The 25,387-nt window shown below is 37.7% G+C and carries 20 protein-coding genes; 13 read left to right on the forward strand and 7 right to left on the reverse strand.

The genetic code is table 11. The features are described from left to right. Positions 1-8: 8 nt before the first annotated feature. Entirely contained in the window at positions 9-1,832 is a 1,824-nt protein-coding gene (locus KVT27_RS01940; protein ID WP_036147385.1) for an oligopeptide ABC transporter substrate-binding protein, read from the forward strand. Positions 1,833-1,994: 162 nt separating this feature from the next. Here KVT27_RS01940 and KVT27_RS01945 read toward each other — a convergent pair whose 3' ends face one another. The 7 genes from KVT27_RS01945 to KVT27_RS01975 form a co-directional block, all read right to left on the reverse strand. Beyond that, the gene (locus KVT27_RS01945) at positions 1,995-2,921 is read right to left on the reverse strand and encodes an ABC transporter ATP-binding protein (protein WP_036123846.1); all 927 of its coding nucleotides are present in this window, start codon (positions 2,919-2,921) and stop codon (positions 1,995-1,997) included. Continuing rightward, a complete protein-coding gene (locus KVT27_RS01950; protein WP_036123858.1) occupies positions 2,914-3,969 on the reverse strand; it encodes an ABC transporter ATP-binding protein in 1,056 nt (351 codons plus the stop codon). Before KVT27_RS01950 ends, KVT27_RS01945 begins: the two co-directional genes overlap by 8 nt. Before the next feature lie 14 nt (positions 3,970-3,983). After that, a complete protein-coding gene (locus tag KVT27_RS01955) occupies positions 3,984-4,904 on the reverse strand; it encodes an ABC transporter permease (RefSeq protein ID WP_036123860.1) in 921 nt (306 codons plus the stop codon). Continuing rightward, a complete protein-coding gene (locus tag KVT27_RS01960) occupies positions 4,904-5,833 on the reverse strand; it encodes an ABC transporter permease (RefSeq protein WP_031418948.1) in 930 nt (309 codons plus the stop codon). The genes KVT27_RS01955 and KVT27_RS01960 overlap by 1 nt, the downstream gene beginning before the upstream one ends. A gap of 132 nt (positions 5,834-5,965) precedes the next feature. Continuing rightward, on the reverse strand, positions 5,966-7,627 hold the full coding sequence (locus tag KVT27_RS01965) for a peptide ABC transporter substrate-binding protein (RefSeq protein ID WP_036123861.1): 1,662 nt from the start codon (positions 7,625-7,627) through the stop codon (positions 5,966-5,968). Between the two features lie 912 nt (positions 7,628-8,539). After that, positions 8,540-10,225, reverse strand: a complete 1,686-nt coding sequence (locus KVT27_RS01970; protein ID WP_036123864.1) for a methyl-accepting chemotaxis protein — start codon at positions 10,223-10,225, stop codon at positions 8,540-8,542. A gap of 252 nt (positions 10,226-10,477) precedes the next feature. Next, the gene (locus KVT27_RS01975) at positions 10,478-12,172 is read right to left on the reverse strand and encodes an Rqc2 family fibronectin-binding protein (RefSeq protein WP_036123867.1); all 1,695 of its coding nucleotides are present in this window, start codon (positions 12,170-12,172) and stop codon (positions 10,478-10,480) included. 259 nt (positions 12,173-12,431) lie between these two features. Here KVT27_RS01975 and KVT27_RS01980 point away from each other — a divergent pair, with 259 nt between their 5' ends. The 12 genes from KVT27_RS01980 to rsgA all read left to right on the forward strand — a co-directional run bounded on the left by KVT27_RS01980 (position 12,432) and on the right by rsgA (position 25,387). Further along, positions 12,432-13,307: a YicC/YloC family endoribonuclease gene (locus KVT27_RS01980; RefSeq protein WP_036123871.1), complete on the forward strand. Its 876-nt coding sequence runs from the start codon at positions 12,432-12,434 to the stop codon at positions 13,305-13,307. A gap of 43 nt (positions 13,308-13,350) precedes the next feature. Next, a complete protein-coding gene (gene gmk / locus KVT27_RS01985) occupies positions 13,351-13,968 on the forward strand; it encodes a guanylate kinase (RefSeq protein ID WP_036123874.1) in 618 nt (205 codons plus the stop codon). 3 nt (positions 13,969-13,971) lie between these two features. Further along, positions 13,972-14,199 carry a DNA-directed RNA polymerase subunit omega gene (gene rpoZ / locus KVT27_RS01990; RefSeq protein ID WP_008173785.1) on the forward strand — a complete coding sequence of 76 codons (228 nt, stop codon included), beginning with the start codon at positions 13,972-13,974 and terminating at the stop codon, positions 14,197-14,199. Between the two features lie 99 nt (positions 14,200-14,298). Then, positions 14,299-15,309 (forward strand): bifunctional phosphopantothenoylcysteine decarboxylase/phosphopantothenate--cysteine ligase CoaBC, encoded by a 1,011-nt coding sequence (coaBC, locus tag KVT27_RS01995; protein ID WP_217580577.1) that lies wholly within the window; start codon positions 14,299-14,301, stop codon positions 15,307-15,309. After that, positions 15,306-17,717, forward strand: coding sequence for a primosomal protein N' (gene priA / locus KVT27_RS02000; protein ID WP_036123881.1), 2,412 nt, complete (start codon positions 15,306-15,308; stop codon positions 17,715-17,717). The genes coaBC and priA overlap by 4 nt, the downstream gene beginning before the upstream one ends. A gap of 89 nt (positions 17,718-17,806) precedes the next feature. Continuing rightward, positions 17,807-18,301 (forward strand): peptide deformylase, encoded by a 495-nt coding sequence (def, locus tag KVT27_RS02005; RefSeq protein WP_025113892.1) that lies wholly within the window; start codon positions 17,807-17,809, stop codon positions 18,299-18,301. 1 nt (position 18,302) lies between these two features. Further along, on the forward strand, positions 18,303-19,244 hold the full coding sequence (gene fmt, locus KVT27_RS02010; RefSeq protein ID WP_036147394.1) for a methionyl-tRNA formyltransferase: 942 nt from the start codon (positions 18,303-18,305) through the stop codon (positions 19,242-19,244). Further along, complete coding sequence (gene rsmB / locus KVT27_RS02015) at positions 19,241-20,602, forward strand: 16S rRNA (cytosine(967)-C(5))-methyltransferase RsmB (protein WP_150908039.1); 1,362 nt, start codon at positions 19,241-19,243, stop codon at positions 20,600-20,602. The genes fmt and rsmB overlap by 4 nt, the downstream gene beginning before the upstream one ends. Continuing rightward, positions 20,602-21,744 carry a dual-specificity RNA methyltransferase RlmN gene (gene rlmN, locus KVT27_RS02020; RefSeq protein WP_042737477.1) on the forward strand — a complete coding sequence of 381 codons (1,143 nt, stop codon included), beginning with the start codon at positions 20,602-20,604 and terminating at the stop codon, positions 21,742-21,744. Before rsmB ends, rlmN begins: the two co-directional genes overlap by 1 nt. A gap of 6 nt (positions 21,745-21,750) precedes the next feature. After that, a complete protein-coding gene (locus tag KVT27_RS02025) occupies positions 21,751-22,500 on the forward strand; it encodes a Stp1/IreP family PP2C-type Ser/Thr phosphatase (RefSeq protein WP_036123889.1) in 750 nt (249 codons plus the stop codon). A 2-nt stretch (positions 22,501-22,502) separates the two neighbouring features. After that, entirely contained in the window at positions 22,503-24,491 is a 1,989-nt protein-coding gene (gene pknB, locus KVT27_RS02030; RefSeq protein WP_150908038.1) for a Stk1 family PASTA domain-containing Ser/Thr kinase, read from the forward strand. An 11-nt stretch (positions 24,492-24,502) separates the two neighbouring features. Continuing rightward, positions 24,503-25,387 carry a ribosome small subunit-dependent GTPase A gene (rsgA, locus tag KVT27_RS02035; RefSeq protein ID WP_036123895.1) on the forward strand — a complete coding sequence of 295 codons (885 nt, stop codon included), beginning with the start codon at positions 24,503-24,505 and terminating at the stop codon, positions 25,385-25,387.

Genomic DNA, 25,387 nt, shown 5'->3' on the forward strand with positions numbered 1-25,387 from the left:
ATTTACACATGAAGAAGAATTGGTTATTTTTGTCCATTCTATTTGCATTCATGCTAGTTTTAGCAGCCTGCAGTGGTGGAGGCAATGGGTCTGAAAAAGGCACGGAAACTGATAACACAGAAAAATCAGGTGAAACAGAAAAAGCAGGCGAATCAGAAGAAACGAAAGATTCATTATTACCAATGGAGGTAACAAATGAAGGAGACGCAATCCAAGGTGGTACTTTACGCGTAGGACTTGTAACAAGCTCTCCATTCCAAGGTATTTTTAACTGGGAACTATACGAGGATGCTTATGATTCAGAAATTCTAGCATTCGCTTCAAATGTACTTTTTGAACAAGACGGGAACTTCCTTGTTACAGACAAAGGTATTGCAAAATTAGACGTTGATGCTGAGGCAAAAACAGCAACAGTTACAATTCAAGGTGATTATAAATGGTCAGATGGTACACCATTAACTGCTGATGATTTAATTTTCCCATACGAGCTAATTGGTCATCCAGATTATACAGGTGTTCGCTATGATGATGATTTTAAAAATATTGTTGGTGCAGAAGAGTATCATAATGGTCAAGCAGATACAATTTCAGGTATTACAAAAGTTGATGACAAGAGTATTAAAATCCAACTTAAAAAAGTATCACCAGCTATTTACTCTATTGGTGATGGTTTATGGGCGTATGCAGAGCCTAAACATCAATTAGAATCGATCCCAGTGAAAGATTTACTTGCTTCAGATGCAGTACGTAAAAATCCTGTAACACTTGGGGCATTTAAAATTGATAAAGTCGTTAATGGTGAGTCAGTACAGTTTGTTGCTAATGAAAACTATTATAAAGGTAAACCGAAAGTTGATAAAGTTGTACTTGAGGTTGTTCCACCAACTTCAATTGGTGAAGCACTAAGAACAGGGAAATATGATCTTGCAACATCATATCCAACTAATCAGTACGATAGTATTAAGGATCTACAAAACTTAGCAATATTAGGTCGACCAGAATTATCATATTCTTATATCGGCTTTAAATTAGGAAAATATGATACAACAAATAAAGTAAACGTATTTGATGAAAAGTCAAAAATGAATAGTATTGAATTACGTCAAGCTGTTGCGTTTGCAATGGATGTTGAAGGTGTTGCAGAAAAATTCTATCAAGGCTTACGTGAGCGCGGAAATTCTTTAATCCCACCAGTATTTACATCATTCTACGATTCAACATTAGAAGGCTATCATTATGATCCTGAAAAAGCAAAAGAATTATTAGATAAAGCTGGCTTTAAAGATGTTGACGGTGATGGCATTCGTGAAGATAAAGATGGGAAGAAATTCTCTATTCGCTTAGCTTCAATGGCTGGTTCAGAAACAGATGAAGCGATTGTTGAATACTTCCGTCAAAACTGGAAAGAAGTAGGCTTAGACGTACAATTAACTACTGGTCGTCTTATCGAGTTCAACGCTTTCTATGATAAAGTTCAAGCAGATGATCCAGAAATCGATATGTATCAAGCTGCATGGGGAACTGGAACAAATCCATCTCCAAAAGGTTTATATGGTGAAGGTGCTGAGTTTAACTTTAGCCGCTATGTATCTCCTGAATTAACAAAATTATTAGACGCTATTGACTCAGAAGAGGCTATGGATCAAGATACACGTACAAAAGCATTTAGAGCTTGGCAAGAATATATGAGCGAAAAAGCAATGGTAGTACCGACTTTCTTCCGTACAGAAGTTATACCTGTTAATAAACGCGTGAAAAACTATAATGTGGAATATGGAAATTCTACAGAACTGCAAGATATTGAATTAACAGCAGATGCTCCAATAAAATAATTGGTATCGAAGAAGCAGTCTTTCTTGATAGAAGAAAGGCTGTTTTTTTCAAAAAAAGAAGTGTATCTGGCTTAAAATAAGCTAAAAGGGGAAAAGACATTAATATCCCAATTAAAAATCCATCCATTGGAAAGCTCCAATGGATGGATATACAGTTAGTTTTTATCGATTATTAACCCAAGCTTTAACTAAATCAGCAGTGCCATATACATAATGTTGGTCGCCTACTTCATGATACGATGCAGTTTCGTCAACTTCAGTATGCTTGTATGGAATACGTTGACGACGTTTCTCTGACATTGGATCAGGAAGTGGGATTGCTGATAATAAAGATTTTGTATACGGGTGGACAGGGTGATTGTAAATATCATCTGCTTTACCGATTTCCATGATTTTACCGCGGTACATTACAGCAATACGGTCACTGATGTATTTTACCATCGAAAGGTCATGGGCAATGAAAAGATATGTTAAGCCACGTTCTTTTTGAAGTTGTTTTAATAAGTTAACAACCTGAGCCTGGATCGATACGTCAAGCGCAGAGATTGGCTCATCGGCAATGATAAACTTAGGATCTAAGCTTAGCGCACGGGCAATCCCAATACGTTGGCGTTGACCACCAGAGAATTCATGTGCGTAACGATTCGCGTGCTCTTTGTTTAAACCAACAGCTTCAAGTAACTCTTGAATTTTCCCACGACGTACATTTTTATCCTTGTAAAGACCATGGATATCAAAGGCTTCACCAATGATTTCACCGGCTGTCATACGAGGATTTAAAGAAGCGTATGGATCTTGGAAAATCATTTGCATTTGGCGGTTAAAATTCTTTAACTCATTTTTAGATTTTTTTCCATGAACATTTTCACCATCGAAAACAATCTCACCACCTGTAATATCATATAAACGAATGATTGAACGACCCGTTGTTGACTTTCCACAACCTGATTCGCCTACAAGACCAAGTGTTTCACCTTCATAAACATCGAAGCTAATACCATCTACAGCTTTGATTGGATTACTTGGTGACCCAAAATGCTGCTTTAAGTTTTTAATTTCAAGAATTTTTTTAGCACCAGTTTTAGTCATTTTCTTGTGCCTCCTTTGCTAAATACCCTTCAATACGTTTAGCAACTGCTTCAGGAAGAGGAATCTTTGGTGCATCTGGATGCAATAACCACGTTTTTGCAAAATGCGTTTCACTCACTTGGAACATTGGTGGTTCTTGTTCGTAATCAATGGCCATTGCGAACTCGTTACGTGCTGCAAAAGCATCCCCTTTAGGTGGGTTCGTAAGATCTGGTGGTGAACCAGGAATCGTGCGCAATAACTCATCCGTATCATTATCTAGATCAGGCATAGAACCTAGTAGACCCCATGTGTATGGGTGCTTAGGATTATAGAAAATATCATTAACAGTACCATACTCCACGATTTGTCCAGCGTACATTACGGCTACACGATCTGCAATGTTCGCCACAACACCTAAATCGTGTGTAATGAAAATGATAGATGTTTTCGAGTTCTTTTGAATTTCCTTCATTAGCTCTAAAATTTGTGCTTGAATGGTAACATCTAGAGCTGTTGTTGGCTCATCCGCAATCAGTAGCTTAGGATCAGCTGCAAGCGCGATCGCAATAACAACACGTTGACGCATACCACCTGAAAATTCATGTGGATATTGATTATAACGTTTCTCAGGGAAGGGGATACCCACCTGTGTTAAAAGCTCAATCGCACGTTTTTTTGCATCTGCTTTAGAAACTTTTCTATGTTGCAAAATTACTTCAGTTATTTGACGTCCGACCTTCATCGTTGGATTCAAACTTGTCATTGGATCTTGGAAAATCATTGCAATTTCATTTCCGCGTACTTTAGACATTTCTTTATCAGTTAACGGAACTAAATCACGGCCATTAAATAAAATTTGTCCTGACTCATAAATACCAGGTGGCTGTGGAATTAATTTCATTAATGCATTACTCGTAACACTTTTACCCGAACCTGATTCACCAACTATAGCTAGTGTTTCACCTTCCTTTAAATCAAAGTTAACACCACGTACAGCATGAACAAGCCCTGCATAAGTTTTAAAGTTAATTTTTAAATCTTTTACTTCAAGAATTGTTTTACTCATTTTCGGCCACCTCCTTATTTACGTAGTTTTGGATCTAGAGCATCACGTAAGCCATCACCAACAGCGTTAAACGCAAAGATTGTTAGTGAGATAAATACTGCTGGGAAAATCAAGCGCCATGGTGCATTAGCTATAGCCTTATTACCGTCAGAAGCCATTGTACCCCATGAAGCAGTTGGAGCAGGAACCCCAAGACCAAGGTAACTTAGGAATGACTCAGTGAAGATAGCTGATGGAATTGTTAAAGTCATCGTTACTAAAATGGCACCAAGAGCATTCGGAACTAAGTGTTTAATAATTAAATGTCCTGTACTTGCACCTAATGTACGAGCAGCAAGAACGTATTCTTGATTTTTAATAGATAATACTTCACCACGAACGATACGTGCCATATTAATCCATCCAGTGATAGACAAGGCAATAATCATTGGGAATAGACCTGGTTGCATAACAACTAACAGTACGATTACTACTAAAAGGTAAGGTACAGCAGTTAAAACGTCAGCAATACGCATCATAATATTATCAACACGACCGCCTGATAAACCTGAAATACTTCCCCAAATTACACCGATAATTAAATCTATAATCGCTGCTGCAATTCCGATAAATAGGGAAATACGAGCTCCTTCCCAAATACGAACGAAAATGTCACGACCAAGGTCATCCGTCCCAAACCAAAATTGTGCAGATGGTGGTGCATTGTATACACCAAGCTGATCACTTGCTTTATATTGAGATAAAATTGGTGCGAATATAGCCATTAAAATAACAATAATCAAAATAATTATCCCAATAATGGCCATTTTATTATGAGAGAAACGGAGAAATACTTCTTTCCAAAAGGAGACTGATTTATCAGCTAATTTTTCCGTTGCTTCATGATTACCACCAACAATTTTAAACTTATCTTTTTCAATTTGTTGCTGTGTCATTATTTTTTCGCTCCTTTCAGCTTGATACGCGGATCAATTACGCTATATAGAATATCAACGATTAATACCGCAAATAAAAGGATGATGGAATAGAACACTGTCGTACCCATAATAACCGTATAGTCACGGTTTGTAATACTTTGAACGAAGTGTTTACCAAGTCCAGGAATAGCGAAAATTTGCTCTACGATGAAACTACCTGTAACAACCCCAGCAGTTAAAGGACCAATGTACGTTACAACCGGTAGTAGGGCATTTCGTAATGTATGGCGGAATACGATTGTCCATTTGCCAATCCCTTTCGCACGAGCCATTTTTACATATTCACTATTGTTTTGTTCAAGCATACTTGAACGAGTTAGCTTTGCAATAAAGCCCATGTGAGAGAGTGCGATTGCAAAGGCTGGTAATATACTATAAACAAAGCCTTTCCATCCACTAATTGGGAACCAACCTAGCTTAAAGGCTAAGAAATACTGCATTAAACCTGCTAAGATAAATGAAGGTACTGATATACCGAGCACCGCAAAGGACGTTGCCAAATAATCCGGGAACTTATTATGATATAGCGCGGAAACTACGCCAATTAAAACACCGAATCCAATTGCTAATAGCATAGCTTCAATCCCTAATGTTAACGAAACAGGGAAACTTTCAGAAATCATATCATTTGTAGAACGCGCTTTATATTTCATTGACTCACCGAAATTGAAAGTGGCCGTATCGATTAAATAATCTTTATATTGTATATACCAAGGGTTATTTAATCCATACGTTTCGTTTAACTTCTCCTCGATTTGAGGTGGGAAATTACGTTCACTCGCAAAAGGACTACCAGGAGCGAGACGCATTAAGAAAAACGTAACAGTTACGATGACGAAAAGCGCGAGAAGTATATACATCAGCCTTTTCAAAATATATTTAATCACATAAAACTCCTCCTTCTATTTGTCAATTGTCTGACAAATATATGCCTTCGTATTTTAAAAAGAGCTGACTCGCGCCGTAGGGGCTACGAGGCAGCTCTTCGCTGTAGAGCTAAATAAGCGAAATGTTGTTGATTATTTCTCTACTTTAACCTCTTTAAGAGAGATGTTACCAAGGATGTCTGCCTTCATGTCTTTCACATAATCTTGTACTACAGAAAGGTTCGTGTAGTAGTAAATTGGAACAACTGGGAACTCAGAAACAGCAATTGATTCAGCTTGTTTTAAAAGCTCAAGACGTTTAGCTGGGTCTGCTTCTGTATTAGATTGATCTAATAATTTTTTGTATTCTGCATTTTCCCAACCTGTATCATTGTTACCGTTTGCAGCAGTGTCATACATTTCTAAGAAAGTATAAGCATCATTGTAGTCACCAACCCAGCCCATACGGCCAACTTGGTAGTCTAATTGGTTAAGCTTTTCTAAATAAACTTGCCATTCAGAGTTATCAAGACCTACAGTGATACCAAGGTTTTTAGTCCAGTTCTCTTGAACGAATTGTGCGATAGCAGCGTGTGCTTCACTTGTGTTGTAAGAAAGGTTAATTTTTACATCTGCTGGGTTTGTAATACCAAGTTCTTTCATACCAGCTTCAAGTGCAGCTTTTGCACCTTCGATATCGTTATCTTTGTAGTAACCACGATCTTCTTCAAAGCCGTGAACCGCAGTAGGAACCATACCTAATGCAGGTTTTTGTTCACCTTTAGTCACATTATCAATTAATCCTTGTCGATCAACTGCTAATGCTAACGCTTTACGGATGTTAGCGTTTCCAGTGATTTTATCTTTTGTATTTAGCTTGTACCAATATACAGAAGCTTGGTCATTGATATTTAAAGATTTGTCAGCTTTAAATCCATCGATAGCATCAAGTGCTACAGATTGGAAAGGTGCTCCAAGGTAATCAATTTCGCCACCTTTGAACATTGTTACTGCTGTTGCTTCAGATTCAACCATACCGATATTAACAGTATCTAAAGCCACTTTATCAGCATCCCAGTATTCCGGGTTTTTCTTTAATACGATTGTATCGTTGTGTCTCCACTCACCTAATGTGAATGGACCGTTTGTTACAAAGTTTTCACCAGCATCTGTGTACCACTCATCATTACCTTCAACTACTTTTTGGTTTAATGGTGCGTATGTTTTGAATGCTGTTAATTCTAAGAAGTAAGGTGTTGGGTTTTCTAAAGTTACTACTAATGTTTTGTCATCTTCAGCTTTAACGCCTACGTCATCAGCAGAACCTTCACCATTGTTGTATGCTGCAGCACCTTTAATAGAGTAAAGGATTGAAGCATATTCAGAAAGATTGTCTGGGTTTAATGCCCATTTCCAAGCATATTCGAAGTCACCAGCAACTACTGGATCTCCGTTTGACCATTTCGCATCACGTAATTTGAACGTGTATGTTTTTAGATCTTCGCTAACTTCCCAGCTTTCAGCCGCAGCTGCAACTGGACGAGCGTCTGCATCAAGCGTTGTTAATCCTTCAAAAGTATTTGTAAGAATAACTCCAGAAGTTGTATCTGTTGCTAATGCAGGATGAAGTGATGGTGGTTCAGAAGCTACTACTACATTTAATTCGCCGCCTGAAGAAGCTGTTTCTGATGAACCAGAATCTTTTCCATCGTCTTTTGATTTTTCAGACGAATCTCCACCGAAGCCACATGCAGCAAGTACTAAAGAAAATACTGCAAGAACTGTTAGTAATAAAAACTTTTTGTTTTTATTCATGTGAATCCCCCTTATACAATTTTTAAGCCTTTTGTGAAGCTCCTATTTAATATACCAAAAAAATCATTGTGCACAAAATAAAAAAGATTCAAATTTATATAGTATTATCTGACAGTTAAGAGAATAATAAATTTTTCCGATTTACCACGCTAATGAAATAGAGTGCTTGTGTAATAAAAATTTGATATTTACCTATTCTGAATATCAAAAATAGAATAAAAATAAAAAAATGATTTACTATATAGAAAATTCCTATTTTTTCGATAATAATATCAATATTTGAAAAATGATACAAAAGTCATAGATGTAATACTTTGAGGATATTGTATAGATTTGTAGAAAATCTAAGCAAAACTAAGTGAATTACATTCATTTGCAGGTAATTTCTTGTAATTTATGATCTCGAAATATGAATATTTCTATCTATTAATGATATATAAGAAACTTATTTTGTAATTTTCTAGGATTATCCAATTGTGGAGTGTGAAAAGAAATAATAGAGTTAATCTATGAAAAAATGTACCCATACTAAGAAAAAAATGGATTTAACGAAAGATTGATTATGTTAAATATATTCTATTGAAATAATTTCCTTGGAATGAGGTTAGCTATGTATATATGCAATCAGGTTAAGTTTTATTCATTAAAATTGAAGTATATAAATACCTTGAATTCAGTACGCCCTTTGCTAATTTAATCCATTTTATTTGTAGTGTTTTTTTGAGGATGTCAATTGTCTTACTGGCAAGGATTGATTATGCAAATAATTACTAAAAATCTGATTTTTTAACGTTCAAGTCCTTTACCAAACCTCCTGTTTGAGGTGTTGTGCATTATGATTCGGGAAATTTACATAATAAAATGAATAAAAAAATAGTGCATTCCGGTATATAGAATGCACCATTTGCTTCATTAAAGCTTAAATTGATTAATTTGATGCTGTAAATCTAAGGACTTTTCACTTAGATGTGCGGCAACCTGATTGATTTGTTGCATCGTGATTGTTTGTTCTTTGCTAGCGGCGGCCACTATTTGTGTGCTATCTGAGCTAGTTGAAGCGCCGTGAGCAATTTCTGCGACAGAAGCTGCTACTTGTTCTGCGCTAGCTGAAATTTCTTCAGAAGTTGCTGATATATCTTCTATTTGATCTGTCATTGCATTGATGGCTTTCACGATTGCTTCAAATGCTTGTCCTGCATGTCCAATGATTTTGACGCCGTCTGTAACCGAATGGAGGCCATCTAAAACAGCTTTCTCTACATTTTGCGTATCTTCTTGAATCTCCTGCGTTAAGGCAACAATTTGATTAGCCGATTGTTTAGATTCCTCAGCTAACTTCCGAACCTCATCCGCGACAACTGCGAATCCTTTTCCATGCTCTCCAGCACGGGCTGCTTCAATGGCAGCGTTTAGTGCTAATAAATTTGTTTGATCGGTGATGGCTGTAATAACTGTAGTGATTTGGCTAATCTCTTCTGATTGTTTACTTAATTTTTGAACAAGATTATTAATGATTTGTGTTGAATCATGGATTACATTCATTTGTTGTTGAGCATTCTCTACGGTACTGTTCCCGTTTGTAGCTAATTCGTTCGTTGTTACAGCACTGTGATGAAGTTGTTGCGTTGCTTCTGCTATACGTTGAACACCTACGGCTGTTTCATCCATTGCATGAGCACTTTCATTGGCAGCAACTGTGGCTGCTTTAGCAACATTGGCTGTTTCATTAATACGCACCGTTATTTCATCAGCGGAGGAAGTAATTTCCTCGGTAGAAGCAGAAAGTTCTTCTACTGATGCTGTTAAATGCTCAGCATTGTCTTGAATATGGGTTAATAAGTTCTTTAGATTGCCTTTCATTGAATTAAAGGACGTTGAAAGTTGACCAATTTCATCTTTAGAATGGTGAGTGACATCTTGATGGAACAGTTCTCCGTTTGCAATTTGGTTTGCCGAATGGACTACCGATTTTAAAGGGCGAGAAATAGTTCGCTGTATATAAACCATCAGAATAATGCCAAGGACAACACCAATAATAATGGCAATAATTGAAATGATTTGAGAGTTGAACACAGCTTGTTTAGATTCTTGTGTAACCGTTTCGAGTTGACCCTTTTGATAATTCGCAATTTTATTGGATATATCTTGGATGCCTTTATTAGCTTGCTGCACTTCACCATTAACCTTTTGCAAAGCTCCTTCTAGGTCGCCTGCTTCAAAAAGTGCTAGTGCCTCAGTAGCTGATTTATTAAAAGCATCATTAAATGTATTTAATTCGTTAGCATATGTATCCATTTCAGAGGAATTTGATTTTTCGTTGATTTCAGCTACTAGCTTATCGAGTAAATTTGCATGTTCTGTAAAACTTTCTTTATTCGCAGGATTGTCTTCGATAATAATGGCGCGGATAAATAGACCTTGCATGGCCATTTCAAATTGAATATCATCTGCTAATTCCACAAGGGCTACGTGAACTTCTAATGCATTTTCAATCTTCTTTTCTATGTTTGAAAATAGCATGAACATAATCATTAATGAAATGATTAACGTGAGAATAATGGTAAAGAAACCGAAACTTAATTTTTTGCCTACAGACATATTGATACGCCCTTTCCGAAATGCTATTCAATCTTTTATATTTTGATTTTGCTTTGCTAAAGGGTAGAAGTCAATAACTGTTGTAAGAAACAGTTCAGATGATTCATATGTTTTTTTATTGTTATTATAATAAGGAAGATTGTCTGTAAGAATCAATCAAAATGTGGCTGTTTTCATTGATTTATAGTACGGATTACGTGCTATAAATTGAAAAAAAGAAAAAACCGAGAAAATTTATCTCGGTCTCTATCTTTACGACTGCTTTTTTAATTGTAATATGAGTGCCTCATCTGGATCGATATACAAGGTTTTTTGTTCGAAGTAAATCACAAAACCGGGTTTAGCCCCATTTGGTTTCTTGACCTGACGAATGTCTGTGTAATCGACTGGAACAGAAGAAGACTCTCTTGCCTTTGAAAAATAAGCAGCTAATGTGGCTGCTTCCCGTAGAGTTGTTTCATCGGGTTCACTAGAATGAATGACAACATGAGAGCCTGGAATATCCTTCGTGTGTAACCATATATCTGTGCGTTTTGCGATTTTAAATGTCAGCATATCATTCTGCTTGTTGTTCTTGCCGACAGAGATGGCTATACCTGTGGAAGAAATATAGCGCTCGGGTTCAGGTTTCACAGGCTTTTTCTTTTTCTTAGAATGACGTAGCTTTAAGTAGCCCTGTTCGGCTAGTTCTTCACGAATTTCTTCAATATCTCCTGGTGCTGCTTGCTGCACTTGTTGTGCCAGCATTTCAAAGTAAGTAATTTCTTCTTTTGTTTTTTCAAGTTGTTGTTGCACCATGATTAATGCATTTTTGGCCTTAGTATATTTTGTATAATAGCCTTGAGCATTTTCTATAGGTGTTTTACGCTCACTGACGGGGATCGTAATCTCTTCGCTATTTTCACTGTAGTAATTAATGACCGTTACTTCCTTGACACCCTTTTCAAAGGAGTAAATATTAGCCATTAACAATTCACCATATAACTGAAATTGATCGAGCTTTGAGGCACGCTCATAGTCCTTTGTTAGCTTTTTCGTTTTTAAAGCCAGTTTATCAATTTCATTTTGTAGCCATCTTTCTAAATCACCCGCTTGCTGCTTGACACGGTCCCGCTCCGCACGTGCAAAGAATACTCGATCAAGAAGCTCGTGAACATTCGGATATGTTGTCATATCTCCATGTAAGTGAGTTAATTCAATTGGTGAGAAGTAGGTTTTATGATTAGCCAATACATACATAGGGCTCGTTCCACCATTTGCGAAGCTGGCTATAAATTCTTTAAAACATTGTACTCGATTGGATGCTGATGTCATGCGGTACAATAATTCCTCAGCATGAAGAGGTGAAAAGCCAGTAAATTGTGTCACAATATCTTTGGCATTTTTAGTTTCCACAAAAAATGTTGCCAGCTCTTCCTCTGTAACTAATAGAGGATTCCATTTATTTTGTGTTGGTGGAGCCAAGTAAGGCTGGCCAGGTAATACGGTACGAAAACTGTTTACAGATGGAGGCAAGTGCTTTAAACTATCAACAATTTTATCTTGCTCTTTATCAATTAAAAGTAGATTACTATGTCTACCCATAATTTCAGCATGTAATTGTCTAACAATAGGGTCGCCAATTTCATTTTTACTTTCGATTTCTACTATTATAATACGGTCAAATCCAAGCTGTTTAACGGAGGAAATAAAACCACCCTCTAAATGCTTGCGCAGCAGCATACAAAACATAGGAGGCTCTGCAGGATTTTCAATCGATTGTTCCGTAAGATGCACTCGTGCATAAGAAGAATGAATAGAAAAAAGCAATTTATGATTTTTCCCGTTTGCACGAACATGTAAAATAACCTCTTGAGCGTTAGGTTGATGTATTTTAGTAATTCGACCTGTCACAAGCTGTTGTAGGTCGGCTGTTATTGAATAAGTAAATAAGCCGTCAAATGCCATATGAATTCCTCTTTCCAATGATAGCAAGCATCTTGGTACTTTCGTATTTTTTCTTGTTGCACTTGCATTCGCTATTTCCAAGCTTCAGCAGAGCACTAATTGTATGTTTATCATAGCATTTTTTAGGCGAATATTAAAATATAGCTTCAATTGTGGTAGAATTAGCTCTTATTCGATCCAATTTTTTTTGGAGATTCGTCATATTCGATAAAGCTTATGTTATAATATTCCCAGTATGCAAAGAAAGGTGTGACGAACCTTGGTGCGTAGTATGACTGGTTTTGGCAGAGGTGTCACAACAACTAGAGACTTTCAATTAACCGTAGAAATGCGCTCGGTCAACCATCGCTTTTTAGAAATTAACGCTAAATTTCCGAAAGAATGGCTTGAAGCTGAAATTTTTGCAAAGAAATTTATTTCTCAAGCTTTGTCACGCGGCAAAATTGATGTGATGGTATATGTGAAGGACTTAGAAAATGTAGAGCAAGCTATCGAGATTAATTGGTCATTAATTGAAGCGTATCGTAAGGCAAAAGAGCAATTAGCAAGTAAAGTACCACTAGAGGAAAAATGGACGATGCAGGAGCTTTTATCGTTAGAGCAAGCACTCGTACAGCAAAAACCACAATTAACACCTGAGGATTTGCTTAGTGCTGTTGAACAAGCGATTTCACAGGCGTTAAAACAGCTCGTACTTATGCGTGAGCGTGAGGGGCAAGAATTGCAGGAAGTTGTTGTACAATATAAGGAACAGTTAAAAGAACAAGTGAACCAAATACGTTCATGTTCATCTCTTGCTGTTGAAAAATATCGTACACGATTAGTAGAACGGATTGCAGAGGTTGCAGATGGAACTTTGTTAGATGACCGTTTACTAGCAGAAGTAGCGATTTTTGCAGAACGCGTTGACATTTCTGAGGAATTAGACAGATTGGATAGTCATTTTAATCAATTGGAAGAAACGTTACATGAAACGATTTCAGTTGGACGGAAATTAGACTTTTTAATGCAGGAAATTCATCGTGAAATCAATACGATTGGCTCGAAAAATCAATCTACAGAAGCAGCGGTTGCTGTTGTTCAGGCGAAAACAATTTTAGAAAAGATGCGTGAGCAAGTTCAAAATATCGAATAACTTGCACGTGTCTGTTATAAATTAAGGGAGATATAGAGAATAAATGATAAAAGAACGTGGATTATTAATTGTTCTGTCTGGCCCATCTGGTGTAGGTAAAGGGACAGTGCGAAAAGAATTATTTTCTCAGCCGAATACGAATTATGAGTATTCCATCTCGATGACGACACGAAATCCTCGCGAAGGTGAAATCGATGGTATAGACTATTTTTTCAAGAAACGTGAAGACTTTGAAACGTTAATTGAACAGGGTGGCTTATTAGAGCATGCTGAATTTGTAGGAAACTACTACGGTACACCATTAGCCTATGTGAATGAAACACTGGATGCAGGTCGCGATGTGTTTTTAGAAATCGAAGTGCAGGGTGCAGCGCAGATTCGTAAAAAAGCCCCAGATGCCTTATTTATTTTCTTAGCCCCTCCAAGTTTAACTGAATTAAAAGATCGTTTAGTTGGACGTGGGACGGAAACAGAGGACATCATAGCAAAACGTATTGCTACAGCAAGTGAAGAGCTTGAAATGATGAGCTTATACGATTATGTTGTAGAGAATGATGAAGTGACAAATGCCTGTGATCGTATTAATGCGATTATTAAAGCAGAGCATTGCCGTAGAGAACGTGTTGAAAAAAGATATTTGTCAATGTTGAGAGGAGAATAAACAATGTTATACCCATCAGTAGATGCTTTAAAAAAAGAAATCGATTCAAAATATTCACTAGTGAGCCTTGCTTCAAAACGTGCTCGTCAAATGCAGGAAGAGCAAAACACAGAACGTTTACACAAGTACGTATCTCATAAATACGTAGGGAAAGCACTTGAAGAAGTAGCGGCAGGTGTACTTACGAAAGTATCACAGGATGAGTCAACTGTGTACGAAGACGAAATCTAACTTCAAGTTAGTCAGCAGTTGATTTGATTATACAGAATGCCGAGAGCTCCCAGGGAATCCTCCTTTGGGAGCTTATCATTTGAAGGGAAGACACCTAGCATGAATAAAAATATTTTACTATGTGTTTCAGGCGGGATTGCCGTATATAAAGCTGTTGCTCTAGTTAGCAAGCTATCACAAGCAGGGGCGAACGTAAAAGTGATAATGACTGCCTCTGCTAGACAGTTTGTGAATCCATTAAGCTTTCAAGTGATGTCTAAAAATGATGTTTATTTTGACACATTTGATGAAAAAGATTCAAATGTGATTGCCCATATTGATTTAGCGGATTGGGCTGATTTGATTTTAGTTGCACCAGCAACTGCCAATATGATTGGGAAATTGGCCAATGGAATTGCGGATGATATGGTATCAACAACCTTACTTGCTACTACTGCGCCTGTATGGATAGCTCCAGCTATGAATGTACATATGTATGACCATCCAGCAGTAAAGCGTAACTTAGATCGGTTAGCAGCAGATGGCTACCAATTTATCGAACCTTCAGAAGGGTTTTTAGCATGTGGCTATGTTGGGAAGGGGCGCTTAGAGGAACCTGAAAAAATAACAGCTATTGTACAGGATTTTTTTTCCACGATAGCGACACTAAAACCTCTCACAAATAAAACGGTAGTAGTGACAGTTGGTGCCCTGCATGTACCGTTTGATGAAAAGCATATGATTAAACCACAAGCAAATGGTGTCATTGGACAGGCTTTGGCTAATGAGGCGAGGATCTTAGGAGCGCATGTGATTCAAATAGAAGATAGTAGTTTGAATGATTTGATGCAACAGCTGGAAAACTATAAAAATCAGGACCCAGAGGTTCTCTTCATACATGCAGCTAATGTACCGACAATAGAGAAAACACCACTTATTTCAGTAGAGGGTATCAAGGCTGTCACATTTGGACAAGAAGTGCTTGGCGAACCTCTGCTAAGCATTCAATCGGAGCATTGGATTGACTTCAGTGAGGAAGCTCAAATAAATGGGCAGATCATTGCTACAACTAATCCACAGCATTTTGCCCGAACGTTATGGGCTCAAATACTAAAGGGTGAGGAGCAATGAGCTTTTTAATAGCGGAAGTCATTGTAGATGTCTCGACCTACCATGTGGATCGTCCCTTCGATTATCAAGTACCACCTGAATGGGTAAATGTAATAGAAATGGGCTGTCGTGTAAAAGTGCCATTTGGTCCTAGGAATGTTTTAGGCTTTGTCGTGGGCATAAAAACTGAAACAGAAGTGCCACTCAATAAATTAAAATCAATTGCTCAAATTTTAGATATGGAGCCAGTACTAACTGGTGAAATGCTACAAATGGCAAAGTGGTTGAAGAATCAAACGATTTGCTATGAAATAGATGCTTTACAAGTAATGTTACCTTCAGCATTACGTGCAAAATATGAAAAAATTGTAAAGCTACATGAAGATCACAATATCCCGAGTGAAGTACAAGTGATTTTTGGTAAACGACAAAAAGCTAATTTTAAAGAATTTGAACGTGCAGGTTTACTGCCTTTATTAAAACAATTAGTTGCACAAAAAATGGTGACTATTGATAATATTGTGAAACAACAGGGTCATGTAAAAGAAATACGAATGGTGAAAATTATTGAAGAGCCAAGCATTATTGAAAAAGCGATAGAGCAATCAGCTAGAGCTGTGAAGCAACGTCTATTACTAGAATGGATGAGGCAGCATTTAGGAGAAGTTTTGTCACCTCAGCAAATTTGTGAGGAAGCAGGAGTCTCTTCATCAGTTTTAGAAAGCGTTATTGACAAAGGTGCGGCGCAATTTATTCAAGAAGAAGTATACCGTGACCCGTTTACAAATGAAGTTTCACGTACGCAAGCCTTACAATTAACGGATGAGCAACAAATTGCTTTACAAGCCATTACCGTGGCTATGGAGAAGCAACAAGCGCAAACATTTTTATTGCATGGTGTAACAGGGAGTGGCAAGACAGAGGTCTATTTGCAGGCGATACAAAAAGTGTTGAACGAAGGCAAAGAAGCTATTATGCTTGTACCTGAAATCTCTTTAACACCTCAAATGACGGAGCGATTCCGTAGTCGTTTTGGAGAGATGGTTGCAGTTATGCATAGCGGATTGTCGGTTGGCGAGAAGTATGATGAATGGCGTAAAATCCAACAAGGAAAAGTGAGAGTAGTTGTTGGTGCTCGTTCAGCAATATTTGCCCCCTTTACAAATATTGGCCTTATTATTTTGGATGAAGAACATGAGTCAACGTATAAGCAAGAAGACTCACCACGTTACCATGCAAGAGATGTAGCTATCTGGCGTAGTGAATATTATAACTGCCCTGTTATTTTGGGTAGTGCTACACCTGGGTTAGAATCTTTTGCAAGAGCAAAAAAAGGTGTTTATACCTTACTTTCATTAAAGCTGAGAGCCTTACATCAGTCATTACCAACCGTTTTTATTTCAGATATGCGTGAGGAGCTTCGACAAGGAAATCGTTCCATGTTTTCGCAATCACTTATAGAAGCAATCCGTGTTAGATTAGAGAAAAAAGAGCAAATGGTGTTGTTTTTAAATCGACGAGGCTACTCGTCTTTTGTGCTCTGTCGGGATTGTGGGACCGTTGTACAATGTCCCAACTGTGATATTTCATTAACCTATCATCGTACAACTGAAAAATTGAAATGTCATTACTGTGGTTATGAGGAACATGTTCCTCAAATATGTCCACAATGTCAAAGTGATCATATTCGTTATTTTGGTACTGGTACACAAAAGGTCGAGGAAGAAATATATAAGCTGTTCCCAGAAGCAAGGGTATTACGTATGGATGTAGATACCACAAAGCATAAAGGTGCACATGAAGAAATATTAGCTGCTTTTGGTGAAGAGCATGCAGATATTTTATTGGGCACGCAGATGATTGCAAAAGGGCTTGATTTTCCAAATATTACACTTGTAGGTGTACTGAGCGCCGACACTTCCTTACATTTACCAGATTATCGTGCAGCAGAACGTACATTTCAGCTTTTAACACAGGTAAGTGGGAGGGCAGGAAGGCATGATAAACCCGGAGAGGTAATTATTCAAACCTATACACCCGAGCATTATGCTATTGAATTAGCTAAAACGCAGGATTATGAGCCATTTTATGAGCGAGAGATGTTTTTACGCCGTCGTTCCAGTTATCCTCCATATTATTATGTGGCGCTTGTTCAGATTTCTCATGAGGATGTTATGATGGCTGCTGAATATGCAGGACGTATGGCGGATTGGCTCCGTGGAAATTTATCGGATCAAGTAGCTATTATTGGCCCAACGACGGCAAGTATTGCTCGACTCCAAAATAGATATCGTTATCAATGTTTGATAAAATATAAAATTGAACCAAATCTTATTCCAGTATTACAGCGTCTGCTCGCTATGTATCGAGCAGATTGGATCAAACAAGGAATATTAATGACGGTAGATTTAGATCCGTCTACTATATAAGAGTATATAAACACAGTTTTACGAGCATAAGACCATAAAATAAATAAAATGGTATGGCTCAAGCTAAAAGCGGAAATGAGGAAATAAAAATGGCAATAAAAAAAGTAATCGAACACCCAGCACAAGTACTTTCAACACCATGTGCTGAAGTAACAGAAATAAACGATGAACTCATTACATTACTGGATGATTTATATGACACAATGGTGGAATATGATGGTGTTGGCATTGCAGCACCACAAATTGATATAGGTTTACGAGTAGCGATTGTAGAACTAGGTGAAGAACGCGATATTTTAGAAATGGTTAATCCAACTGTTATTGAAACGGATGGGGCGGAAATAGATATTGAAGGTTGCTTGAGTTTCCCAGGATTATATGGTGAGGTAGAACGCCCTAGCTATGTAAAAATTGAAGCATGTGACCGTGAAGGACGTGTTTATGAATTAGAAGCAGGGGGCTTTGATGCTAGAGCAATTTTACATGAAATTGATCATTTAGATGGCGTGCTATTTGATTCAAAAATTAAACGTGTTATAACTGCAGAAGAACTTGAAGAAATGTATGCAGACGAGGAGGAATAAAATGACTTCGATTATTTTTATGGGGACACCTGACTTCTCTGCACCCATTTTGCGTATGCTACATGAAGAAGGGTACGATATTAAAGCAGTAGTGACACAACCTGATCGACCAGTAGGACGTAAACGTGTATTGACACCACCACCTGTCAAGGCAGCAGCATTAGAGCTAGGATTACCTATTATCCAACCAGAAAAGCTACGTGGATCAGAGGAGCTACAACAGATTCTTGCGTTACAACCAGATATAGTCATTACCGCTGCATTTGGACAAATATTACCGAAAGAACTATTGGATGCTCCTGCACTCGGCTGTATTAATGTCCATGCTTCGTTATTACCAAAATATCGTGGAGGCGCCCCTATTCACCAAGCTATTATGGATGGTGAAAAGGAAACTGGCGTCACAATTATGTATATGGCAGAAAAACTTGATGCAGGTGATATTATTTCTCAAAGAGCTATTCCAATTGAACAAGATGATCATACAGGTGGATTTTTTGATAAGCTAAGTATAGTTGGTCGTGATTTATTAAAGGACACACTTCCATCTATTATTAATGGAACAAATAGCCGTACAGTGCAAGATGAAACGCAAGTTACTTTTGCGAGCAATATTTCGAGAGAGCAGGAACGTATTGATTGGACAAAGGATGCGACAACTCTTTACAATCAAGTACGCGGACTTCATCCGTGGCCTGTAGCATATACCACTTTTGAGGATGGTAATTTTAAAGTATGGTGGGCAACTATTGGCAATAGCAAGCATGATAAGATTCCCGGTACTGTTGTAGCGATTGCAAAAGATCATTTTGAAGTAGCGGCTGGCAATGGGACAACCTTAGCATTATTTGATGTACAACCTGCAGGTAAAAAGCGCATGACAGCTGAGGAATATTTACGTGGTACAGGTTCTAAATTACAGATTGGGGACCAATTCAAATGAGTAAAAAAAGTGTAGTAATTTGGGATGGAAATGTGCGAGATGCCGCATTGTCTATTCTGTTAGCAGTTGATAAAAATCAAGCCTATAGCAATTTACTTCTCAATGAAACCATTAAACGACATAAAATAGAGGCGAAGGACCGTGCTTTATTAACAGAATTAACATATGGCACATTACAACATAAAATGACTCTTGATTATTATTTAGAGCCTTTTATCCGTGGTTCTATAGATCATTGGGTTCGTTGGTTATTGCGTATATCTTTGTATCAAATGCAGTATTTAACGCGTATCCCAGCGCATGCAGCCGTTAATGAGGCAGTAGAAATTGCGAAGCGCAGAGGGCATCGTGGTATTGCTTCGACGGTCAATGGTATTTTAAGATCTGTCTTGCGTCAAGGTGTACCTGCTATAACTGATATCGAAAATCCAATAGAGCGTCTTGCTATTGAAACAAGTCATCCGATTTGGCTAGTACAACGTTTTGTTGATAATTATGGTCTAGAAGTCGCTACAGGCATGTTACATGAAAATAATGTACCTCCTATGCAAACTGTTCGTGTCAATACAACAAAGGTAACTGTTGAGCAAGCGATAGCGGAACTCGAAGCGGAAGGTTTAACAGCGAAGCAAAGCGACGTCATCCCAGAATGTCTACATTTAACAAATGGTCAACCCGCTCGCACCCATGCATTTAAAGAGGGGCATATTACTATTCAAGACGAGAGTTCAATGATACCAGCCAATGTTCTAAATCCATCTCCTGGTATGCGTGTCTTGGATATGTGTGCAGCACCAGGTGGTAAAACAACTCATTTAGCAGAAATCATGAAAAATGAAGGCTCTATTTTAGCAACAGATCTTCATCCACATAAATTAGATTTAATCGACCATAATACAGAACGTCTAGGGCTAGATATTATTGAAACAGCCCCAATTGACGGTCGCAAAGCACCTGAATTTTTACAAGCAGAGTCTTATGATGCCGTTTTAGTGGATGCACCATGTAGTGGACTAGGAGTTATGAGACGTAAGCCGGATATTAAATATACGAAGCGAGAAGAAGATTTAGAAAATCTTCAAACAATCCAACTAGCATTATTAGATGCAGCGACAAAAGTATTGAAGATAGAAGGTAAGCTTGTGTACAGTACTTGTACAGTCGATATACAAGAAAATGAAGGCACAGTAAAAGCCTTTTTAGCAACGCATCCAGAAATGGAAGCAATACAACTAGAATCTTTACCAACAAAATTAGCGGAAAAGCAAGCCAATGGCATGCTTCAAGTCTTTCCACAAGACTTTGGTAGTGACGGTTTCTTCGTTGCCGCCTTTCGTAAAAAAGGAGAATCCAACTAATGCTGGATCAAAAGGAATTTAATGAACGTATTAACGATTTAGTTGAAGAGGCAGAAGAAAAGCCAGTTCGACGTGTGAAAAAGGAAAAACCAAATTTAAAGGAATCGATTTATTCTTTCCAACCACATCAATTAGAAGATTGGTTAAAGGAAAACGGAGAAAAGCCTTTCCGTGCAGCACAGATTTTTGATTGGTTATATAATAAACGTGTGAAGACGTTTGAAGAAATGTCAAACCTTTCAAAGGGATTACGGGACAAGTTAGCTGCAAATTTTGCATTATCTACCTTGTCAACAATTATAAAGCAGGAGTCTAAAGACGGTACCATTAAGTTTTTATTCCAATTGCAAGATGGTTACTCTATAGAAACAGTATTAATGCGCCATGAATATGGAAACTCTGTTTGTGTGACAACACAGGTGGGCTGCCGCATTGGATGTACATTTTGTGCCTCAACTTTAGGTGGCTTGAAACGACATTTATTAGCTGGGGAAATTGTAGAGCAAGTGGTAAAAGTACAGCAAACGTTAGATGAAGTAAGTGAGCGAGTATCACATATTGTTATTATGGGTATTGGAGAACCTTTCGATAATTATGATGCAATGATGAACTTCTTAAAAGTGATTAATCATGAAAAAGGATTAAATATTGGAGCGCGTCACATTACTGTATCCACATCAGGAATCGTTCCAAAAATTTATCAATTTGCTGATGAACAACTACAAATTAACTTTGCGGTATCTTTACATGCACCAAATCAAGAGGCTCGACAAAAGCTGATGCCAATTGCGCGTGCCTATAAATTAGAAGAGTTAATGGAAGCCGTTCGTTACTATACTAAAAAGACGGGCAGACGTGTAAGTTTTGAATATGGATTAATGTCTGGTGAAAATGATTCAGTAGAGATTGCAGAAGAGCTTTCTGCTTTAATTAAAGGAATTAAATGTCACGTTAACTTAATTCCTGTTAACTACGTACCAGAACGTGATTATGTTCGTACGTCTCGTAGCCAAATTTTTGCGTTTGAAAAAACATTAAAGAAAAATGGGATAAACGTAACGATCCGCCGAGAGCAAGGTTCTGATATTGCGGCTGCGTGTGGTCAATTACGTGCGCAAGAGAGATCTGAAGAAACGAGGTGACCAGTGTTGGAATACACAGTCGAAAGTGATATTGGTTTAAAACGATCAATTAATGAAGACCGTGCTGCATTATTTAAACGTCCTGATGGGCTTGCGCTAGCACTTGTGGCGGACGGCATGGGTGGTCATAATGCTGGAGATGTGGCAAGTGATATGGCAATAAAACAGATGGAGACCTTTTTTTTACAGGCAGACGCACATCATTTTGTATCAACGACATCAAAGAAAGAATGGTTATTACAAACAGTAAAGCAATTGAATAAAAATATTTATGACTATTCTTTATCACACGAAGACTGTAAAGGAATGGGCACGACGTTTATTGCAGTGTTAATAGAAGAACATCATTGTTTCATTGCACATGTTGGAGATAGTCGTGTGTATTATTTCTTTGAAGATGGTGCACAACAAATCACAAGAGATCATTCTTATGTGAATGTACTGGTTGAAAATGGAGAAATTAGTGAAGAGGAAGCATTGACGCATCCAAAGAAAAATTTCATCTTAAAAGCTGTTGGTACAGAAGAAGCAATAGAACCAGATTTTTATGAAGTAGAGTTGGCACCAAAATCGTATTTACTCATTTGTTCAGATGGATTAAGCAATAAACTAACTGTCTATGAAATGGCTTCGATCATTACGTATCCTGATCCTATATTGGAAAAAGGACGTAAACTTGTAGAATTAGCAAATGCCAGCGGGGGAGAAGATAATATCTCCCTCGTGCTACTAACTAAAAAGGATGAGGAGGTGTAAGAATGCTGGTAGGTAAAAGAATTAGTGACCGTTATAAGATTTTAGAACTCATTGGTGGCGGAGGTATGTCCAATGTTTATTTAGCTCATGATATGATATTAAATCGTGATGTAGCCATAAAAATATTACGCTATGATTTTTCCAATGAGGATGAGTTACATCGACGTTTTCAACGTGAGGCACTGTCTGCCACAAGTCTTACACATCCTAATATTGTTAGTGTTTATGATGTAGGTGACGATGGGGATCTACACTATATTGTGATGGAATTTGTTCAAGGAAAAACGTTAAAGCAGTACATACAAGAATTTGCACCAATTTCTCCATCTAGAAGTGTGCATATTATGAAGCAATTAACGTCTGCTATTGCTAATGCCCATGAAAATCATATTATTCACCGTGATATTAAACCACAAAATATTTTGATGGATGCAGAGGGAAATGTCAAAGTAACTGATTTTGGCATTGCCATGACGTTAAGCGCTACTTCCTTTACTCAAACGAATTCTGTGCTAGGGACAGTGCATTACTTATCACCAGAGCAGGCTCGGGGTGGGACGGCTACAAGTCAATCGGACATTTATGCACTGGGTATTGTATTGTATGAATTATTAACAGGTGAATTACCTTTTTCAGGGGAGTCAGCTGTTTCTATTGCCCTTAAGCATTTACAAGCGGAAACACCTTCAGTTCGCGCTTTTGATGGAACTATTCCGCAAAGCTTGGAAAATGTGGTGCTCAAGGCTACAGCAAAAGATGCATCTCATCGCTATAATACAGTGGAAGAAATGTATGATGATTTGGAAACCGTCTTATCATCTTCCCGAATAAATGAACCAAAGTTTGTTATTCCAGTGGATAATGATGCGACAAAGGCCATTCCAATTATTAAAGAGGAAGCTCTAAAGAAAGATGAAGATTTAACTAAAACAAGGGTTATTGAACCCATTGTGGAATATAAATCTCCAGCTCAGGCACCACCTAAAAAACCTGTAAAAAAACCTACTCCTGTTAAAGCAAAGAAGAAAAAATGGCCTAAGATTGTGGCGGGATTATTAATAGCGGTAATTATCATCTTCTTATTCTTCATATTTGCAGCAGATTTATTTAGCCCGAAAAAAGTGGCAGTCCCAGATGTAATAAATTTGACTGTAGAGGAAGCTACAAAAAAATTAGAAGCCGAGGGATTTGTTGTTGGTGAGGAGCATCAGGAGCGAAATCATGAGGACATTGAAAAGGGTCATGTTATAGAAACCGATCCAGAGAAAAACTCGATGCGTGCAAAAGGTTCAGAGATTGACCTAATTGTTAGTTTAGGTGTGGAGACGACGACCGTTGATAATTATGTCGGTCAAAATTATAGTCAAGTAGAGGCTTTAATAAAAGGAAAGTATAAAGAAGTAAGGAAAGAGGAAGTTCCTTCTCGTGAACCTGAAGGTAGAATTATTGAGCAAAGTATCCCGGCAGATACGGAAGTGGTAGCGAAAGAGGAAACGATTACCTTTAAAGTAAGTCAAGGTGTTCGTATGGTCAGAGTAGAAAATGTTGTGAATTATTCGAAAGCGGATATGGATAACTATGTGAATAGAGTAGGTCTCAGCTGGCGAGTATCTCGTGAAGACTATCATGAATCGATCCCTGCTGGTAGTGTAATTTCGCAATTGACAAAAGCAGGTACTATGGTGGAGGAAGGTTCTGCTATATCGGTTATAATTAGTAAGGGACCAGCTAAAAAGCCTGAGAAATTTCTGCTTAAGCCCGTAGTCATTGAGTATAAACCTAAAGAAGAGGGTGTACCTCAAAAAGTTCGCATTGAAATTCAAGATAAAAATCATACTTTTTCAGAACCAGTTACGGAGCTAGAAATTTTAAATGATACGCCTTACAATATACAGCTTGTTATTGAAGAAGGCAAAGATGCGAGTTATAGAATTATCCGTGACTCAGAAATCATCTTAGAAGAAAAAGTTAATTATAACGATATCAATTAAGGAGGAATTGGATGGCGCAAGGCCAAATAAGAAAAGCTTTAAGCGGTTATTATTATGTTTATGATGGTCATCAGCTTATTCAATGCCGAGGACGTGGGGTCTTTCGCAATCGTGGAGAATCCCCGCTTGTCGGTGATATGGTAGAATATTCATTGGAAACAGAAGGATCGGATGGCACTATTCAAAAGATTTTAGAACGTCAAAATGAATTAGTTAGGCCGCCAATTGCCAATATCGATCAGGGTATCTTGGTTTTTTCTGTCAAAGAGCCTAATTTCAATACGATATTACTCGATCGCTTTTTAGTTGTTTTAGAATCATTCCATGTACACCCTATTATTTGTCTAACAAAAATGGATTTACTAGAAAATGACGAACATGAGGAATTACAGCGTTATATCGCTGATTACGAAAATATAGGCTATACCGTTCTTCAAACTTATAAAGATGAAGAAGAATTAGTGGAAAGATTACAGCCTATTTTAAAGGGAAAAACAACTGTTCTAGCAGGCCAATCGGGTGTTGGAAAATCCACATTACTAAATACATTAATTCCTGAATTGAATTTAAAAACAGGTATTATCTCACAGAGCCTAGGACGTGGAAAACATACGACGCGTCACGTTGAGTTAATTGAGGTCTGTGATGGTTTATTGGCAGATACGCCTGGTTTCAGTTCTTTTGATTTTGACGAAATTGAGAAAGAAGAATTAGGCGCATGTTTTCCTGAAATGATTAGAGTGGCTGATCATTGTAAGTTCAGAGGCTGTTTACATATGAAAGAGCCCAAATGTGCAGTCAAGGCGTCCGTAGAGACAGGCGAAATTCGTGACTACCGCTACAAGCATTATGAACAATTTATGCAAGAAATTATGGATCGAAAGCCGAGGTATTAA

Origin of the sequence: Lysinibacillus sp. GbtcB16, assembly GCF_019091145.1 — a bacterium.
GTDB classification, from domain to species: domain Bacteria; phylum Bacillota; class Bacilli; order Bacillales_A; family Planococcaceae; genus Lysinibacillus; species Lysinibacillus fusiformis.

Bases quoted from the DNA above. Each gene is read 5' to 3' on its own strand.
- gmk (WP_036123874.1), top strand. From the start codon at position 13,351: ATGATAAAAGAACGTGGATTATTAATTGTTCTGTCTGGCCCATCTGGT.
- KVT27_RS01965 (WP_036123861.1), bottom strand. From the start codon at position 7,627: ATGAATAAAAACAAAAAGTTTTTATTACTAACAGTTCTTGCAGTATTT.
- def (WP_025113892.1), top strand. From the start codon at position 17,807: ATGGCAATAAAAAAAGTAATCGAACACCCAGCACAAGTACTTTCAACA.
- KVT27_RS01955 (WP_036123860.1), bottom strand. From the start codon at position 4,904: ATGACACAGCAACAAATTGAAAAAGATAAGTTTAAAATTGTTGGTGGT.
- rsmB (WP_150908039.1), top strand. From the start codon at position 19,241: ATGAGTAAAAAAAGTGTAGTAATTTGGGATGGAAATGTGCGAGATGCC.
- KVT27_RS01940 (WP_036147385.1), top strand. From the start codon at position 9: ATGAAGAAGAATTGGTTATTTTTGTCCATTCTATTTGCATTCATGCTA.
- KVT27_RS01945 (WP_036123846.1), bottom strand. From the start codon at position 2,921: ATGACTAAAACTGGTGCTAAAAAAATTCTTGAAATTAAAAACTTAAAG.
- coaBC (WP_217580577.1), top strand. From the start codon at position 14,299: ATGAATAAAAATATTTTACTATGTGTTTCAGGCGGGATTGCCGTATAT.
- fmt (WP_036147394.1), top strand. From the start codon at position 18,303: ATGACTTCGATTATTTTTATGGGGACACCTGACTTCTCTGCACCCATT.
- KVT27_RS01950 (WP_036123858.1), bottom strand. From the start codon at position 3,969: ATGAGTAAAACAATTCTTGAAGTAAAAGATTTAAAAATTAACTTTAAA.
- pknB (WP_150908038.1), top strand. From the start codon at position 22,503: ATGCTGGTAGGTAAAAGAATTAGTGACCGTTATAAGATTTTAGAACTC.
- rlmN (WP_042737477.1), top strand. From the start codon at position 20,602: ATGCTGGATCAAAAGGAATTTAATGAACGTATTAACGATTTAGTTGAA.
- rsgA (WP_036123895.1), top strand. From the start codon at position 24,503: ATGGCGCAAGGCCAAATAAGAAAAGCTTTAAGCGGTTATTATTATGTT.
- KVT27_RS01970 (WP_036123864.1), bottom strand. From the start codon at position 10,225: ATGTCTGTAGGCAAAAAATTAAGTTTCGGTTTCTTTACCATTATTCTC.
- KVT27_RS01975 (WP_036123867.1), bottom strand. From the start codon at position 12,172: ATGGCATTTGACGGCTTATTTACTTATTCAATAACAGCCGACCTACAA.
- rpoZ (WP_008173785.1), top strand. From the start codon at position 13,972: ATGTTATACCCATCAGTAGATGCTTTAAAAAAAGAAATCGATTCAAAA.
- priA (WP_036123881.1), top strand. From the start codon at position 15,306: ATGAGCTTTTTAATAGCGGAAGTCATTGTAGATGTCTCGACCTACCAT.